We start from the raw sequence: 14,097 nt of genomic DNA, 5'->3' as shown, positions 1-14,097 counted from the left end.
TCTTATTTATATAGATTGTAAAATTTAAATGGTTTAGGCCATTCTTTACGAGGTTTAAAAGCAATGGCAACTTCTTTATGATCTAATGCAGATTCGGTTAAGACAACACTGTTCTCAAACGTTTTTGCTCTTTCAAACTCTTTCTTGTTTACTTTACAGACTACTTTATAAAATGTACTAGTTACCCAGATTTGCATATCTGGATCTTCTTTAAATTTTAAATATGCAGCCAGTGACGCATGAGCAGCTGCTAAAACGGCAAACCCTTCTGGAATATCATCTTTGACTAGAATGTACATTTTCATGTGTCGTGATTTTTTATGTATTTAATGTCGCTTTATAGGTCTCATCGAGTCTTCCTAAATCTACAGAGATTCGATCTCTTTCTTGAGTGACTAAGTACACAAATTTTTCTCCCCATTTTATTTCAGATGCTTTATATGAAGTACGAGAATACACCGTTTGTGAGAAAGATTCATCAAAAGCTTTTATAGTGATAATAAATTCGGCATCTTTAGCTATCATACCATCTATGGTTTGTTTATATAAAGGGCTTGTATCACTTATAGGATGTACTATAGTCCATACAGAAGGTAAAAAAACGACCTTAGATCGTTCAAGCTCTAGACGGAAAAAATCTCTTAATTCAGATGCTTCTCTTCTTACGGATAATGATACGGCAACTTCTACCTCTACGAGTTGATTGTCTTGCACATTTACTACTCTAAACATAAATCCATTAATATCTTGATAGGGAGCAATGACAGCATGTGTACTGTATTTTAATGTAGCCGAAGGTTTTGAAAACCGACCATAGAGCATTCCTGTGGCTAGTGCAAATGCAAGTAATCCCAACATAGATTCGGTAGCAGCAACGATGTTTGCAAGAAGCCCCATAGGAGCAACACGTCCATATCCCAAAGTTGTAATGGTTTGCGCACTAAAGAAAAAAGCTTCCATGAACTGTTCAAAAGAAGTACCTTCTTTTATGCCTGTAAGGTGCTCTACACCTATGAACATATAGATAGAGGCAAACACAATATTAATCACAAAATAGCCCAGAAGAATAAGCCCCAAGAAACGTGGCCAAGGCATAGAGACTAAAGAATGGAAAAAATTGATTCGTTCTAGGAATGGAACATTGGTCTTACGTACATTAAAAGAACCATCTTTATTCAGTGTACGATATCCACCAGAAGTGTCTTTTTCTCCTAGCCCTAAATCATTGTACTTCTTCTTGATATATTTTTTAGCAGCCTTTTTGGCACCCATACGATGTATTGTTGTAGTATTTGTAAGATGAAGGTATTAAAAAAGGAATAAAAACAGTTAAAGAAGGAACTAATTTGTCTATCCATCGTAAAAATAATAAAGGAAGCTTTCTTCAAGATACTTTTGAGATCATTAATCACAAAAACGAACTCGAATGAGAATGCCTTTTTCAGAATTTATTACAAGTGGGGATCTAAAATTTATAATTGTTTTTCTCGCTTTTTGTTCGCTTGCCGTGTATCATTTTTTAAAGAAGATACAAGCAAGAAACCACCAAGATAATCTCGAACTTATACAGTATCATAATTCAAAAATAAATAATGCTGCTTTTTGGATATTAATATCTAGTGTATTCTCTTTACTATTAGGGTTTATGCACAGTTTCTATTTCATAGGGAAAACTGGAGGGATAGCACCTAGTTTAATTTTTCAAGGAGTTTCTTATGCCTTAATTACACCTGTAATGGGAGTTTGTCTTTTTATATGTTGTAAAATTCTAAAAGGAGTTTTTAATGTAATAACACCAAAAAAAGTAGCATTATGAGAGTATTATATACATTCATCTTGATGGTGCTCACAGGAACTATATGTCTAGGGCAATCTTCGATTTCTAAAGGTGATAGTTTAAGAAGAGAAGGAAAACTAGAAGCTGCAATCATAGCATATAAAGAAGAATATAAACAGACAAAACAATGGAAAACAGGATATAATCTTGCTTGTGTGTATGCACTTACGTTTCAAAAAGATAGTGCGTATCAGTATCTCAATATGGCTTTAAAAGAAGACAACTCTTTATGGGCATTAGCCGACTCAGATTTGTATGCCTTAATAGACGACCCTCGTTGGTCTGCAATAGAGGAGAGTCAATTAAAAAGATACCAAGAACATCACGGGAAACTGATGCAACCTGAATACGCAAGGAAACTGCTTCGTATCATTATAAGAGATCAAGCACTGGATTACTATATAGATCAGGCTAAATCTTATTTTATGAAGGAGGGAACAGCTCCACAATGGTATTATCCGTTAGGAGCATACAAGGAGCAGATAATAGAAGAGAATTATAAAACAATGCAACAACTTTTGGAAATCTATGGATGGCCAAAATATTCTATGGTTGGAGAGTTGGCTGCAGATGCTCCGCTTTTGGTCATTAATCACCACAAAGATGATGCTGTGCGTAAAGAATACCTAACACAAATAAAACAATCCTGTATAGATCAGGAGGGAAGCTGTATGGAATATGCTAAGATTCAGGATAGGGTTCTTGTGAATGACAATGAACTTCAAATCTATGGAATGCAGTTTCGCTATAATGCTCAACGAGTGCTAGAGCCCTTTCCAATAATAGATCCTGAATATGTTGATCAACGTAGAGCAGAAATAGGTCTAGAACCCTTAAAAGAGTATTTAAAACGAAAGATAAAGTATGATTGGAACGTTGTTCAATTAAAAGAATAACAAGATTAAAACGGAAGTTGTACTACTTGTGTTTTAATCTTGTTATTCTTTTAATTGAACAACAATGGTATTGGCCGCCATATCTCCTATACTTTTATTCATTTTGTTATTTGCAGCTACAATGATTCCTGTTAAGAAGATATAATCTATAAAACCTAATATATAACGTGTTATAGAAGCTGTTATATCAATAGGCTCATAATGATCAGTAAGTACTTTTATACCTAAAATTCTTTTTCCTAGAGTTTGACCCCAGACACTTTCACTAATAGGCCATAAGAAAAAGGCTGTGGACATGAGTATAAGTGCTGGCATTTTATAAAACTCAAAACCAATAGCCTCTATAGGTTCACCAAAAAAATACTCCAAAATTATACTTATGATACAAAAAATAGAAAAATCTATTATGGAAGCGATGATTCGTGTTCTTGTGCTGGCGATTTGAAATTCATGTTCGAAGGTATATTCTATGACGTTATTTTGCATATCATATATTTGTTAGTTAGAATATATAAGTACAAAACTAAATTAATTACCACGGATTTGGTAGGGTTAAATACCCCTTTAAATCACTATAGTTTGCAATTTTTTGGGTTATCTACCCCTTATTTATTAGGTTTTTAATTTGATTGGGTAATTCTAACATATTTCTTTTTAGCAGAATACCCTTGTATTCGCGGTATTACTTTCTCTTTTTCATACGCTTCACTTCTTTAATTGAACAACAATAGTTTTTGCTGCCAGATCACCTATACGTTTATTTTTATCATTTGTAGTAGCGACAATGAGCCCTGCTAAAAAGATATAATCTATAAACCCTAGTAGGGCACGCAAAACGGCAGGCCCCATCTCGATAGGTTTATAATCATCAGAAAGTACTTTTAGTTTAAATATCCTTTTCCCAATAGTTTGTCCCCATAACCCTTCACTAATTGGCCAAAGAAAAAACCCCATAAACAGGATCGTTAATGTAGCAAGTACGTTTAAACGAAATCCAAATGCATCTTCTAATGTTCCTCCAAAAAAATACCCCAAAATCGTAATAATGGTAGCATAGATAGTAAAGTCAATTAAGAATGCTAAGACGTGTATTTTTTTTTGAGCAATTTCAAAGGTGTTCTCTTTCATTTTAATAATGGGTTGTTTCACAATTCATATGTATCAAAAATAAGCTATTTATTACCCAGTTTTTTACATTAAATATGCTTTCAATCCTTCGTAATCACTAATTTTTGAAGCCACTTTCTCTTTATTCATCAATCCTTTAATTTGCTCTGGTAACTCTGTAAAAGGACCTACAATAGGTTCGACGGCAGGTAAGAATTTTACAGGATGCGCTGTTTCTAGAAATACACCATAGGCATCTGGATGTTCTTTTAGATACTCTTTAAGTCCTAGATATCCTACAGCTCCGTGAGGATCGGCGGTATAGTTATGATTTGTATACAGTGTTCGCATCGTAGACCGTGTAGCGTTATCGCAATATGAATAAGAGGTAAGCTTTCGCGAAAGCGTATTTCTATCATTTTCAAACAATTGTAATACACGTACAAAATTACTAGGATCACTTACATCCATAGCATTACTTATTGTGGGAACGGTTGCTGTAGGCTCATACTTTCCAGATTGCATAAATCGCGGAATCGTTGTATTACTATTTACAGCGGCAACAAACTGTTGTACTGGCATTCCCATACGATGTGCCATCATTCCTGCACAGATATTTCCAAAGTTGCCACTAGGAACAGAAAATACTAACTCTTGTTGTTTTTGTTTCAATGCTTTATAGGCAAATAGGTAATAAAGTAACTGCGGTAACCAACGGGCGACATTAATACTATTTGCAGAGGTAAGCTGACGTACATCCGTAATATCTTGATCTAGAAAAGCGCGTTTGACCATTGCTTGGCAATCATCAAAAGTTCCATCTACTTCAAATGCTGTAATGTTTTCCCCTAACGTTGTTAACTGTTTTTCTTGTATCTCACTCACTTTTCCAGAAGGGTAGAGGATGACAACTTTAATACCGGGTACTTTATAAAATCCACGAGCTACAGCACCACCAGTATCTCCACTGGTTGCTACTAGCACTGTTACTTCTTCGGTTTGTCCTCGTTGTTTTAAGAAATGACCAAGACAACGTGCCATAAATCTAGCTCCCACATCTTTAAAAGCCATGGTAGGCCCATGAAAGAGTTCCAGCGTAGCGATTTGATTTTCTATCTCGATGATTGGAAAATCAAATGATAGAACATCAGTAACGATCTCTAGTAAAGTGGCATCGTCTATAGTATTGCCTACAAAGGGTTTCATAGAAATGCATGCGATTTCTTCGTGAGACAATTGCTCTATATTCTCCCAAAAATCAGATGGTAATTCTGGAATAGATTCTGGAAAATATAATCCCTTATCTGGTGCGATTCCTCTGATGACAGCTTCGTCAAAAGTGACCTGAGGTGCTTGTTTGTTTAAACTATAATAATTCATATGTATGTCCGTACAGGTGGGTGTATTTTAATTAATCTTCACGAAGGTGGAGATCTGGTTTAATTTATCTAGAGGTTTTTTAATTCCCCTTTGGGGTTAGGGGGAAATCACTCGACATCCGTGTTCACTTATTCGACTAGAATAAGCATCTACAGCAAGTCCTTGTTCTTCATAAAAAGCTTTACTTGTAGATAGGTAGGTATCTATATCTGCTTTCGCGAAAGCGAACGAAAATAAACTTGGACCACTTCCAGAAATACCAAAAGCGATACAATTATGTTCTTTTGAAATACGCTTAATTGTATCAAAATGCGGAATCAATTGCTTGCGATGTGGTTCTACAAGAACATCCTGCAAACTGTCTGCAAAAAGTTGCTTGTCCCATTCATATAAACTTGCAACAAAACTAGCCAAGTTCTGTGCTTGTGTAATTGCATTTGCAAGCGAAACTTCTTTTGGAAGAATTGCTCTAGCTTCTTTGGTTGCTATTTTTATATGTGGATGCAAAATCCCTACATAGATACTATCCATAGGTGGTAACGCAATAATACGTAAAGGATTATATCCTGTGATTAAGGTAGTTCCTCCATAGACACATGGAGCAACATTATCTGCATGTTCATTACCACTAGCAAGAGCTTCGCCTTTCATAGCATAGTTGGTCAATGCTAGGTTATCCAATGGATTTTCTAATAACTGATTGATCCCAAAAACGGCTCCCGCAGCACTTGCAGAACTACTTCCAATCCCACTTCCTGCTCTAATTTTCTTATGAATCTCAATCTCTATCCCAAAATTGGCATTGATGCCTTCTAGCATGGCTAGCCCAGACACGCCAGCTACATTTTTATGAGCTTCCATAGGAAGTTCTTCTCCTGTAATTTTGGTAATAGTAACTCCAGGTGTTTTTACTTTACGGATAACCATCTCGTCTCCGATGCCTTCTAATGCAAAACCTAATGCATCAAAACCACAATTGACATTAGCAACTGTAGCAGGGCAAAAGATCCGTACTTCCTCTCTTATAGTATTCATATCTATGACCGCTTAAGCGGATGATTTTAATATTGTCTTAATCTAATAATGTCTGAAAATAATCCACTAGCAGTTACATCGGCGCCAGCTCCAGCTCCTTTTACAATAAGTGGTTGGTCTGGATATCGTTGTGTGTAGAAAAGTACAATATTATCTTTTCCTTCTAATTGATAAAATGGACTTTCTGACCCTACAGATTGTAAGCCTACACTAGCTTTATTGTTTTCTAATTGTGCGACATATTTGAGTCGCTCTCCTTTTGCAGAGGCAGTACTCACTAGAGTTTCAAAATGTGGTGCATCTTCTTTTAAAGTGTCAAAGAAGTGAGGTACATCGGTACTGTTTAAGTTCTTTTCTGTTAAGAAAGGCGTATTAATAATGTCTTCGAGTTCTAGTGTGAGTCCTGATTCTCTAGCAAGGATCAATATTTTTCGAGCCACATCTACACCACTTAAATCAATTCGTGGATCAGGTTCTGTGTATCCTTCTTCTTTGGCTTGTTGTACAACATCGTGAAAACTACTTCCTGATGTAAAGTTATTAAAGACAAAGTTTAAACTCCCAGATAAAACTGCTTGAATTTTTGTAATTCTATCTCCAGAAGCGATGAGGTTTTGTAAAGTATCTATAATAGGTAATCCTGCACCAACATTGGTTTCAAATAAGTATGGAGCATTGTATTTTCTGCTTAATCTTTTAAGTAAACTATAGTTTTGCATAGCGCTTGCACTTGCAATTTTATTACATGCCACCACCGCAATACTATTGCGAAGATATTCGGCGTAACTCATGGCTACGTTTTCATTTGCTGTAACGTCTACAAATACGGAGTTGCGTATGTTGAGGTTAATGACGCTTTCGCGAAAGCGTACCACATCTGCTTTCTTCCCATCGGCTAGTGTAGATTGCCATTGTGTAAGATCAATACCATCTTCTTTAAAGCACATCGTACGGCTATTGGACAGCCCGATTACTCGAAGATGTAAATTGAGATTTTCCGAAAGATATTCTTGTTGTTGTTGAATTTGAGCCAGTAATTTACCACCTACATTTCCCACTCCCATCACAAAGAGATTAAGTTGTTTGCGTTGATCTTCAAAGAAGCGTTCATGTAAGCTATTAAGGGCTTTCTTTACATCCTTTGAAGCGATGACTGCTGAGATGTTCTTTTCGCTAGCGCCTTGTGCAATAGCTCTGATGTTGACATTATTCTTTCCTAATGTACTAAACATTTTTCCAGAAATGCCTTGATGGCTTTTCATTTTTTCGCCCACGAGCGCAATAATAGCGAGCTCTTTTTCTATGTAAACAGGATCTATTTTATGAAGTGCAATTTCATAGGCAAACGTAGTATCTATTGCTTTTTTTGCTTTTTGAGCATCTTCTTGAGTGATTCCTATACAAATGCTGTGTTCGCTAGAGGCTTGTGTAATCATGATTACACTGATATCAAGTGAAGAGAGTGTTTCAAAAAAGCGTTTTGAAATCCCAGAAATACCAATCATTCCTGTTCCTTCTAATGTGAGTAAAGCGATGTCACCTATATGACTGATTCCTTTAATAGGCGTGTTTTTTCCATTTCCATCTTTTGAAATACAGGTGCCTAATGCTTCTGGGTCTAATGTATTTTTAATATATAACGGGATATCTTTTTGCATCACAGGAGCAATGGTAGGAGGGTAAAGTACTTTGGCTCCAAAATGAGAAAGTTCCATGGCTTCATGATATGAAATATGGGCGATAGGTTGCGCTTGCTTTACTATTTTGGGATTTGCACTGTACATCCCACTCACATCTGTCCAGATTTCGAGAACATCTGCATCGAGTGCAGCTGCAATAATAGCTGCTGTAAAGTCAGATCCTCCACGTCCTAAAGTACTTGTTTCTCCTGTACCTGATCGTGCTATAAAACCAGGGAGAACTGTAATCTTTGCGTCACTTTGTTTAAAATGAGTTGTAATAGCATCATTGGTTTGCTCATATTGCACCATGGCTTTCGTATGGGTACTATCTGTGAGTATGAGTTCTCGCGTGTCTTTAAGATGTGCTTCTACTTTTTGATGATTAAAGGCAGCAGTAATAATAATAGAAGACGTAAGTTCTCCAAAAGCGGTGAGTTTATCGATGGTTTTTGGGGATAGCTCATGAATAAGGAAAATACCCTGTAGTAAGGCTTCCAGATCATTCATATGGCGTGTTACTTTCTGAAGTGTTTCGGGATTATTCTCTGTAAGTTCTTTTGTAAAAGATAGGTGTACGTCTTTGATTCTTTGAAAAACGGTTATGTACGAACTATCTTTTTGAGCAGCTAGATTTCCTACCAAGATTAATTGATTGGTAATTCCTCCTATAGCCGATACGACGACTGCAACTTGTTCTTCTTTTGCGCATTGATCTACAACAGCAATGACTTTTTGTATATTATCTGGACTTCCTACAGATGTCCCTCCAAATTTGAGTACTCTCATTTGTAATGCCCGTATAACGGGTATGGTTTTGATAACTGTGTATACAGTTATTTTATATTATATATGTGTATTTAGAATAGGTGTCTTGCTCCTGTCTATCGACGAGGCTGGTTTCGCAAAAGCGATATGACAGAATGGATGATATGTATAGCTATAACCCCATAGGGGTCATAGTACCAATAGAAATAATGGTAGTAGTATAAATGAATATGTTTGTTGTTGTATTCATATCTCTTAGCTTAAATAAAAGTAGTCTTTTTATCTTACTGTGCAAGCGATACATATGATTTTTATGAAATCGAGAATATTTTCTTTTTATTTTGTGGATTCTTTAGAGTAGAGGTGTCCTAAATGAATAATATGTAGTCTTTGATTTTTACTTGAGGATAGGTCTTGATTTTTGAAGTATTTAGTTATGTACTCTCATTTTTTTTAATTAGAAAGTACCTGTGCTTTTGCAAATATTTCTTGCAAATCATGAGCTATAGGAAACGTCTTTAAAGGAGGTACATTTGCGCCACCAGGATTTCCAACAGGAATTTTTCCAACAAAAGACTTTACGCCTCCAAAAATGAGCCTTGGGATTTGCCCGATGATTTCCTTTCTGTTTTTGATTTTAATACCAAATTGAAGCATTTTCCAATGTACATATGTGTGCGCATATGGATATTTTTGCCCAATGATATGTGCTCGTTCCAAATGATACCAAGCGCCAGCTAAATCTCCTTGAGCGTAGGCAATTTGATATTTTGATAATTCTGTGGTATAAAATGGCTTCAATTTTTTGGGAATGGCTGTATATAGTGTCATAGTTGTATTCTCTTGGGGATAGTTATAAGAATTTTTGAAGATGTTCTTTAAAATAAATAGCGCTATCTGTAGCACTTTGTAAAGAATTGTGAGTAAAATTACCTCCTTGTTCTATGTAATAAAATTCAAGTCCTGAGGTGATAGGGTCGGGGAGGAGCTTTGTATAATCTATAGATCCATTTCCTAATTCTGTATAATCTCTGGTGTTTGTGTCCATATCTTTGATATGCCACATCACGTATCTTCCGGGTTGTTTATGTATTAATTCCTTAGGGGTATACTTAGAAGAATGTGTTACCCAATACATATCCATTTGGAGTTTTACTAGGGATGCATCGGTTTCTGAGATGATAATATCAAAGCCATTTTTGCCATTGTGATCCTCAAATTCAAATCCATGATTATGATATGCAAACCCAAGGCCAGCTGCGGTTACTTGTTCTCCAATAAGATTAAGCTTATGAGACATTAATTTAAAATTATCTATAGTGCGTTGTTCTGGAGCGATCCATGGCCATGTAATGTAGGCGCTATTTAGTGTTTTGGCTCCTTTAATACATTGGTCTACAAAATGTTTCAAATCATCATCTGAGGCTTCTAGGTAGGATGAAAACCCATAATGACCACTAGAGACAGAAAGTTCTAGGTCATCTAGGATTTGTTTAAAATCTAAGGCTGTATGTCCATAATACATTCCTTTTTCTGGATCAAATCCGTAGGCTTCAAAATCTTGATAACCTATCATTTTTAATGCTTTTAACGTAGCTATAGGATCTTTATCCATTTTGTCACGGATAGAAAATAACTGATACCCCAATTTGTATGTAGGTGTTTTTTTCATGGTTAAACAAGATATAGGTAGTAAGGTTGCTGCTCCAAGAATTCCAGCGGTTTCAATAAATTTTCTTCTTTTCATAGCATTGAAAATGATTGGTAAGGGAAAGATACTGCATTTGATTAAAAGGAGAGGAAGCCGTTTGCTTTTTTCGTTATTTAGAAGTAGGAATGGTATAGAGTTTATGGACTAAGGGTTTTATGCTTGGTAAGCTTTCGCGAAAGCGGTATTTGTATAAAAAAAGAACACTGAACTTTAAGATTCTGTTAGATTTTTGATACACGTTTCCCTAATCTTCCAGAGTGCGTCAAAAGTAAATTTAGTGTCTTGATCTATGATCCATTTTTTTATATAGTCCTTGTGATAGTCCACCTTAAAGTGAGCTACTTGTTCTGGCGTGATTTCTCTTTCTTGAAGGATGTCTTGTTCAATGTTAGAAAATTGAGATGTGCTAGAGGTTATGTCAACACGTTTGTTATTTATTTTTAAATAGCAATGTGCTTCGGGAATATAATCTAAATGATGTGTCGTTAATTCGGCGCCAATTTTTGGTGTATTTGCTTCACTCATTTTATACATTCCTAGAATCAATTTGACACTTGGAATGTTATTTAGATCTGCTATTTTCTTTAAAAAAGCATGTTTTGAACTACACGTTCCTTTCTTTTCTTTGATGACTAAAGAGAGGTCAGTCCGATTGGTATTTCTCCCATAGGGCAATGCTCTTATAAAGGATACTAATTCTTCCCAAGAGTTTACATCATGTTTTTTTACATGTTGTGTGAGTATATCGTTGGAATGTAGTTGGTATTTAGGAGTCATTTTCTTTTCCTATCTAATGGTACTATTTAACCTCAGATTACTTACATCTACTTATTTGTTAATTTAGAGAAATGTACCCAAACGGCTACTAGAATTAGAATCGCTGCATTTGTTATTGAAGTCCACAATACAGAATCAAATAAGATTTTTCCTGGAAGCATGATGATGTGATTGATAAAATCAAAATCTAGTAATTCTACTATAATTAACGCAAGTGCTATTACAAAAACTAGTATAGAATTAATAACCCCTTTTTTTCTTTTTATAGTCAAAAATAAAGAGATAGAAAATGACAGTAGAAGCCCAATGAAGGGGACAATATCTTTTGCTAATAGAACGTAAGCCATTCTTTCAGGACCAAAATCCCGAACTGATTCTTTGCCTTCTTTAGAAAGAGCTGTTATTAATTCTATATCATATAACCAGAAAAGTTGTCCAAATGCCCAAATGAATAAGATAGCCCCTAATAAATGAATGAGTATGAGTTTGAAATTTATGTTTTTCATCTTTCATTTTTTATTTATGCTATACGCTTTCGCGAAAGCGTATAAAAACATATTAGTATTAAGAACGCTGTTTACTGTATAGTCATAGGAACAGAAACGCTTGTGGTATCCCAAGCGAGGTTTAAATGTACTTGAGCACCAGTTTCTTCTAATGTAATCGTAAACTGTTCTGCCTCGGCAGTGGTGTTTACAGGAACTGTGACAATGATTGCATCTTTTTCTGGATCACGAGAGGCGCCATTACTTCCGGTTCCCCATAGATACATTTTATCATTAAAGATCACTTGCCAACTTGTAGCGCTAGGAATTGTCCATAACGTATATTTTCCTTTGGGAAGTGTTTTCCCCATAATGGTTAAGTCTGTATTTGTTTCAAATGTAGTCGCTTCATTTGCACCTGTACGCCAAGTAATATCATAGGGAACTAATTCGCCAAAAATGACACGCCCTTTCTTATATGGTCGATTATAAAATACTTCGAGTGTTGTGTCTCCATTAGTATAGTTTACTATTTGTTCAGGGCTAGCTTTTTTTGTTTGAGAAATCACATATTCTCTAAAACCGTATCCAGCTGCAAATAGAATGACTATAATAATACCTCCGATTTTTAATGCTTTTTTCATGATGTATTTGGTTTAACCTGTATTTACTATTTAAAGATATCCATTAAACGTTTATGTATTCCTATTGTTTCAGGCTTTAACTAGTTCTCTGGAGTATGATTTTTGCCACTTTGATTTTTATCTTTTCTATAAGTTATATATGCTAGTATTAAAGCTGTTATTCCTAGAGCTAATGCTAGTCCATTATACCAAATTAAAAAGTTGTCATCTTTTAATCCGTAATACGTGAGAAAAGCACCAGAAATTAAGTACGTCTTTACTTTGTTGTTCATGGTATAAAGATACGATTCTTACTCAGTAACAATGGCTACGATTCGTAAAGGAGCACCACTTCCTCCTTGAATTTTCATAGGCAATGCAATGATTTCAAAACCACTACTCGGAAGTAGATCAAGGTTTGTTAGGTTTTCAAAAGCGGGTATGTCTTTAGAGAGTAATATAACATGGCTTTTAAAGTATTCAGACTGGCCGTAATCAATACTTGGTGTGTCAATACCAATAGCATTGATATCGCGATTTTCAACAAGCCAAGTAGCTGCTTCTGGGGATAACCCTGGGAAATGAAGTTGTTTTACTGCATTTTCTCCACGCTCTTCGGTTCCTAGGTATTTAACTTTATCTGGGTAGTATTTTGAATATCCTGTTTGTAATAAAACAATACTACCATTTGGAATTTTAGTTTTCTCTTTTGCCTCCCAAGCTTTCAGATCGTCTATACTAATTAAGTAATCTGGACTCGTAAATGCTTTAGAAGAAACATCAATCTTTATAGCATTCCCTATTAATTTATCTAGCGGAATCTCATCTACAGATTGTCTACCTTCTGCAAAGTGAATTGGTGCATCTATATGTGTGCCTCCATGCTCTGCAGTAGTAAAGTTATTAGCTGAATAATAATATCCTTTGTCTGTTTGTCCTTTAAAAACAGTATCCAGTTCAAATTCCTTTGCAGTCACCCAATAGATTGTCTCACTAGAATATACGTGTGATAAATCAATGATTTTTCTTTCAGAGGCTTCTTTAGGAGTTGTTGCAACTGTACCTTGAGGTGCTGGTGACGCATCTTTACAAGAACTTACAATAGTAATGAATGCTAGCGTCAAAAATAGGAATGGTTTCATGTTGTGTTAATTTTAAATGATACTATTTTGAAATTATGAGCTATGACCTTGTGAACAACTATTTATAGTTTGTTATTCAGAATGTTAACTTTTTTGATGCTGAGGAACTCTACTTTTTAAATTGTAAATACCCCAAATCATAAATAACAATTCCAAAATGAGTCCGATCATATATTGTGAGGAGATACCATCAAAAATAGTACTTATTATTCTTCCAAATGCAAGTCCGCCCATAAATAATACATTTATTATAGTTGCTGTTTGCCAGTGTTTGGGTTTTATAATTCCAATGATCCAGTAGATTCCCAATACTAAGTATAATCCCATGATGGCTCTAAAAATATTCTTTAGCTCCAAATCTTGTACTTCAAATCCAAAAACGATAGGTAGAATTTTACTTGGATGTAGTCCATACATGAGGCCTGCACTTAAAACGATTATTGCTGATATTCCCAATTGTGCGTTTTTAATATATTGACCTTTGAGTGATCTCATTCGCATTTTTATTTACACCTCATTTTTGAGGGGATTATTATTTATAGGCTCTTTAGTACAAGATACTTTATTTTACCTGCATTATGCATTAGAAAATCTATTCCGTCTTGAAACAACTGCAAAATATACCACTGCGTTACATTTTTGAATGTAACCATAGTG

The 14,097-nt window shown here is 35.2% G+C and carries 17 protein-coding genes; 2 read left to right on the top strand and 15 right to left on the bottom strand.

The window, feature by feature from the left end:
• Positions 1-2 precede the first annotated feature (2 nt).
• Both ABJD27_RS06385 and ABJD27_RS06380 read right to left on the bottom strand, forming a co-directional pair.
• A complete protein-coding gene (locus ABJD27_RS06385; RefSeq protein WP_348168340.1) occupies positions 3-305 on the bottom strand; it encodes a peptidyl-tRNA hydrolase in 303 nt (100 codons plus the stop codon).
• Positions 306-318: 13 nt separating this feature from the next.
• Entirely contained in the window at positions 319-1,272 is a 954-nt protein-coding gene (locus ABJD27_RS06380; protein WP_348168337.1) for an ion channel, read from the bottom strand.
• Positions 1,273-1,426: 154 nt separating this feature from the next.
• Between ABJD27_RS06380 and ABJD27_RS06375 the strand changes: the two genes are divergently transcribed.
• Together ABJD27_RS06375 and ABJD27_RS06370 are read left to right on the top strand one after the other, a co-directional pair.
• Positions 1,427-1,816 (top strand): hypothetical protein, encoded by a 390-nt coding sequence (locus ABJD27_RS06375; protein ID WP_348202013.1) that lies wholly within the window; start codon positions 1,427-1,429, stop codon positions 1,814-1,816.
• Positions 1,813-2,733 carry a DUF6624 domain-containing protein gene (locus tag ABJD27_RS06370; protein ID WP_348168331.1) on the top strand — a complete coding sequence of 307 codons (921 nt, stop codon included), beginning with the start codon at positions 1,813-1,815 and terminating at the stop codon, positions 2,731-2,733. The genes ABJD27_RS06375 and ABJD27_RS06370 overlap by 4 nt, the downstream gene beginning before the upstream one ends.
• A 42-nt stretch (positions 2,734-2,775) precedes the next feature.
• Here ABJD27_RS06370 and ABJD27_RS06365 read toward each other — a convergent pair whose 3' ends face one another.
• From ABJD27_RS06365 to ABJD27_RS06305, 13 genes are all read right to left on the bottom strand, one after another.
• Positions 2,776-3,219: an RDD family protein gene (locus ABJD27_RS06365; RefSeq protein WP_348168328.1), complete on the bottom strand. Its 444-nt coding sequence runs from the start codon at positions 3,217-3,219 to the stop codon at positions 2,776-2,778.
• A gap of 219 nt (positions 3,220-3,438) precedes the next feature.
• Complete coding sequence (locus ABJD27_RS06360) at positions 3,439-3,861, bottom strand: RDD family protein (RefSeq protein ID WP_348202012.1); 423 nt, start codon at positions 3,859-3,861, stop codon at positions 3,439-3,441.
• Positions 3,862-3,924: 63 nt separating this feature from the next.
• Positions 3,925-5,220 (bottom strand): threonine synthase, encoded by a 1,296-nt coding sequence (gene thrC / locus ABJD27_RS06355; protein ID WP_348168322.1) that lies wholly within the window; start codon positions 5,218-5,220, stop codon positions 3,925-3,927.
• Between the two features lie 96 nt (positions 5,221-5,316).
• Positions 5,317-6,255, bottom strand: a complete 939-nt coding sequence (locus tag ABJD27_RS06350) for a homoserine kinase (RefSeq protein ID WP_348168319.1) — start codon at positions 6,253-6,255, stop codon at positions 5,317-5,319.
• A gap of 26 nt (positions 6,256-6,281) precedes the next feature.
• Positions 6,282-8,723, bottom strand: coding sequence for a bifunctional aspartate kinase/homoserine dehydrogenase I (gene thrA / locus ABJD27_RS06345; RefSeq protein WP_348168316.1), 2,442 nt, complete (start codon positions 8,721-8,723; stop codon positions 6,282-6,284).
• Between the two features lie 432 nt (positions 8,724-9,155).
• Positions 9,156-9,533, bottom strand: a complete 378-nt coding sequence (locus ABJD27_RS06340; protein ID WP_348168313.1) for a DUF3703 domain-containing protein — start codon at positions 9,531-9,533, stop codon at positions 9,156-9,158.
• A gap of 22 nt (positions 9,534-9,555) precedes the next feature.
• Positions 9,556-10,449, bottom strand: coding sequence for a TIM barrel protein (locus ABJD27_RS06335; RefSeq protein ID WP_348168310.1), 894 nt, complete (start codon positions 10,447-10,449; stop codon positions 9,556-9,558).
• Between the two features lie 174 nt (positions 10,450-10,623).
• Complete coding sequence (locus tag ABJD27_RS06330; protein WP_348168307.1) at positions 10,624-11,190, bottom strand: hypothetical protein; 567 nt, start codon at positions 11,188-11,190, stop codon at positions 10,624-10,626.
• A 47-nt stretch (positions 11,191-11,237) separates the two neighbouring features.
• Complete coding sequence (locus ABJD27_RS06325; RefSeq protein WP_348168304.1) at positions 11,238-11,696, bottom strand: hypothetical protein; 459 nt, start codon at positions 11,694-11,696, stop codon at positions 11,238-11,240.
• Positions 11,697-11,767: 71 nt separating this feature from the next.
• A complete protein-coding gene (locus ABJD27_RS06320; protein WP_348168301.1) occupies positions 11,768-12,319 on the bottom strand; it encodes a DUF2911 domain-containing protein in 552 nt (183 codons plus the stop codon).
• A gap of 80 nt (positions 12,320-12,399) precedes the next feature.
• Complete coding sequence (locus tag ABJD27_RS06315; protein ID WP_348168298.1) at positions 12,400-12,591, bottom strand: hypothetical protein; 192 nt, start codon at positions 12,589-12,591, stop codon at positions 12,400-12,402.
• 18 nt (positions 12,592-12,609) lie between these two features.
• Positions 12,610-13,440, bottom strand: coding sequence for a cyclase family protein (locus tag ABJD27_RS06310; RefSeq protein ID WP_348168295.1), 831 nt, complete (start codon positions 13,438-13,440; stop codon positions 12,610-12,612).
• An 84-nt stretch (positions 13,441-13,524) separates the two neighbouring features.
• On the bottom strand, positions 13,525-13,935 hold the full coding sequence (locus ABJD27_RS06305) for a DUF4345 domain-containing protein (RefSeq protein ID WP_348168292.1): 411 nt from the start codon (positions 13,933-13,935) through the stop codon (positions 13,525-13,527).
• Between the last annotated feature and the right edge of the window lie 162 nt (positions 13,936-14,097).

The organism is Dokdonia sp., from assembly GCF_039945015.1.
Lineage (GTDB): Bacteria > Bacteroidota > Bacteroidia > Flavobacteriales > Flavobacteriaceae > Dokdonia.
The sequence above is the reverse complement of the archived record's forward strand: the minus strand, read 5'-3'. Positions and strand labels throughout refer to the sequence as shown.

Excerpts from the sequence above, each read along its gene's own strand:
- ABJD27_RS06360 (WP_348202012.1), bottom strand. The coding sequence starts at position 3,861 with ATGAAAGAGAACACCTTTGAAATTGCTCAAAAAAAAATACACGTCTTA.
- ABJD27_RS06310 (WP_348168295.1), bottom strand. The coding sequence starts at position 13,440 with ATGAAACCATTCCTATTTTTGACGCTAGCATTCATTACTATTGTAAGT.
- ABJD27_RS06380 (WP_348168337.1), bottom strand. The coding sequence starts at position 1,272 with ATGGGTGCCAAAAAGGCTGCTAAAAAATATATCAAGAAGAAGTACAAT.
- ABJD27_RS06350 (WP_348168319.1), bottom strand. The coding sequence starts at position 6,255 with ATGAATACTATAAGAGAGGAAGTACGGATCTTTTGCCCTGCTACAGTT.
- ABJD27_RS06385 (WP_348168340.1), bottom strand. The coding sequence starts at position 305 with ATGAAAATGTACATTCTAGTCAAAGATGATATTCCAGAAGGGTTTGCC.
- thrA (WP_348168316.1), bottom strand. The coding sequence starts at position 8,723 with ATGAGAGTACTCAAATTTGGAGGGACATCTGTAGGAAGTCCAGATAAT.
- ABJD27_RS06305 (WP_348168292.1), bottom strand. The coding sequence starts at position 13,935 with ATGAGATCACTCAAAGGTCAATATATTAAAAACGCACAATTGGGAATA.
- ABJD27_RS06365 (WP_348168328.1), bottom strand. The coding sequence starts at position 3,219 with ATGCAAAATAACGTCATAGAATATACCTTCGAACATGAATTTCAAATC.
- thrC (WP_348168322.1), bottom strand. The coding sequence starts at position 5,220 with ATGAATTATTATAGTTTAAACAAACAAGCACCTCAGGTCACTTTTGAC.
- ABJD27_RS06325 (WP_348168304.1), bottom strand. The coding sequence starts at position 11,696 with ATGAAAAACATAAATTTCAAACTCATACTCATTCATTTATTAGGGGCT.
- ABJD27_RS06335 (WP_348168310.1), bottom strand. The coding sequence starts at position 10,449 with ATGAAAAGAAGAAAATTTATTGAAACCGCTGGAATTCTTGGAGCAGCA.
- ABJD27_RS06330 (WP_348168307.1), bottom strand. The coding sequence starts at position 11,190 with ATGACTCCTAAATACCAACTACATTCCAACGATATACTCACACAACAT.
- ABJD27_RS06375 (WP_348202013.1), top strand. The coding sequence starts at position 1,427 with ATGAGAATGCCTTTTTCAGAATTTATTACAAGTGGGGATCTAAAATTT.
- ABJD27_RS06320 (WP_348168301.1), bottom strand. The coding sequence starts at position 12,319 with ATGAAAAAAGCATTAAAAATCGGAGGTATTATTATAGTCATTCTATTT.
- ABJD27_RS06340 (WP_348168313.1), bottom strand. The coding sequence starts at position 9,533 with ATGACACTATATACAGCCATTCCCAAAAAATTGAAGCCATTTTATACC.
- ABJD27_RS06370 (WP_348168331.1), top strand. The coding sequence starts at position 1,813 with ATGAGAGTATTATATACATTCATCTTGATGGTGCTCACAGGAACTATA.
- ABJD27_RS06315 (WP_348168298.1), bottom strand. The coding sequence starts at position 12,591 with ATGAACAACAAAGTAAAGACGTACTTAATTTCTGGTGCTTTTCTCACG.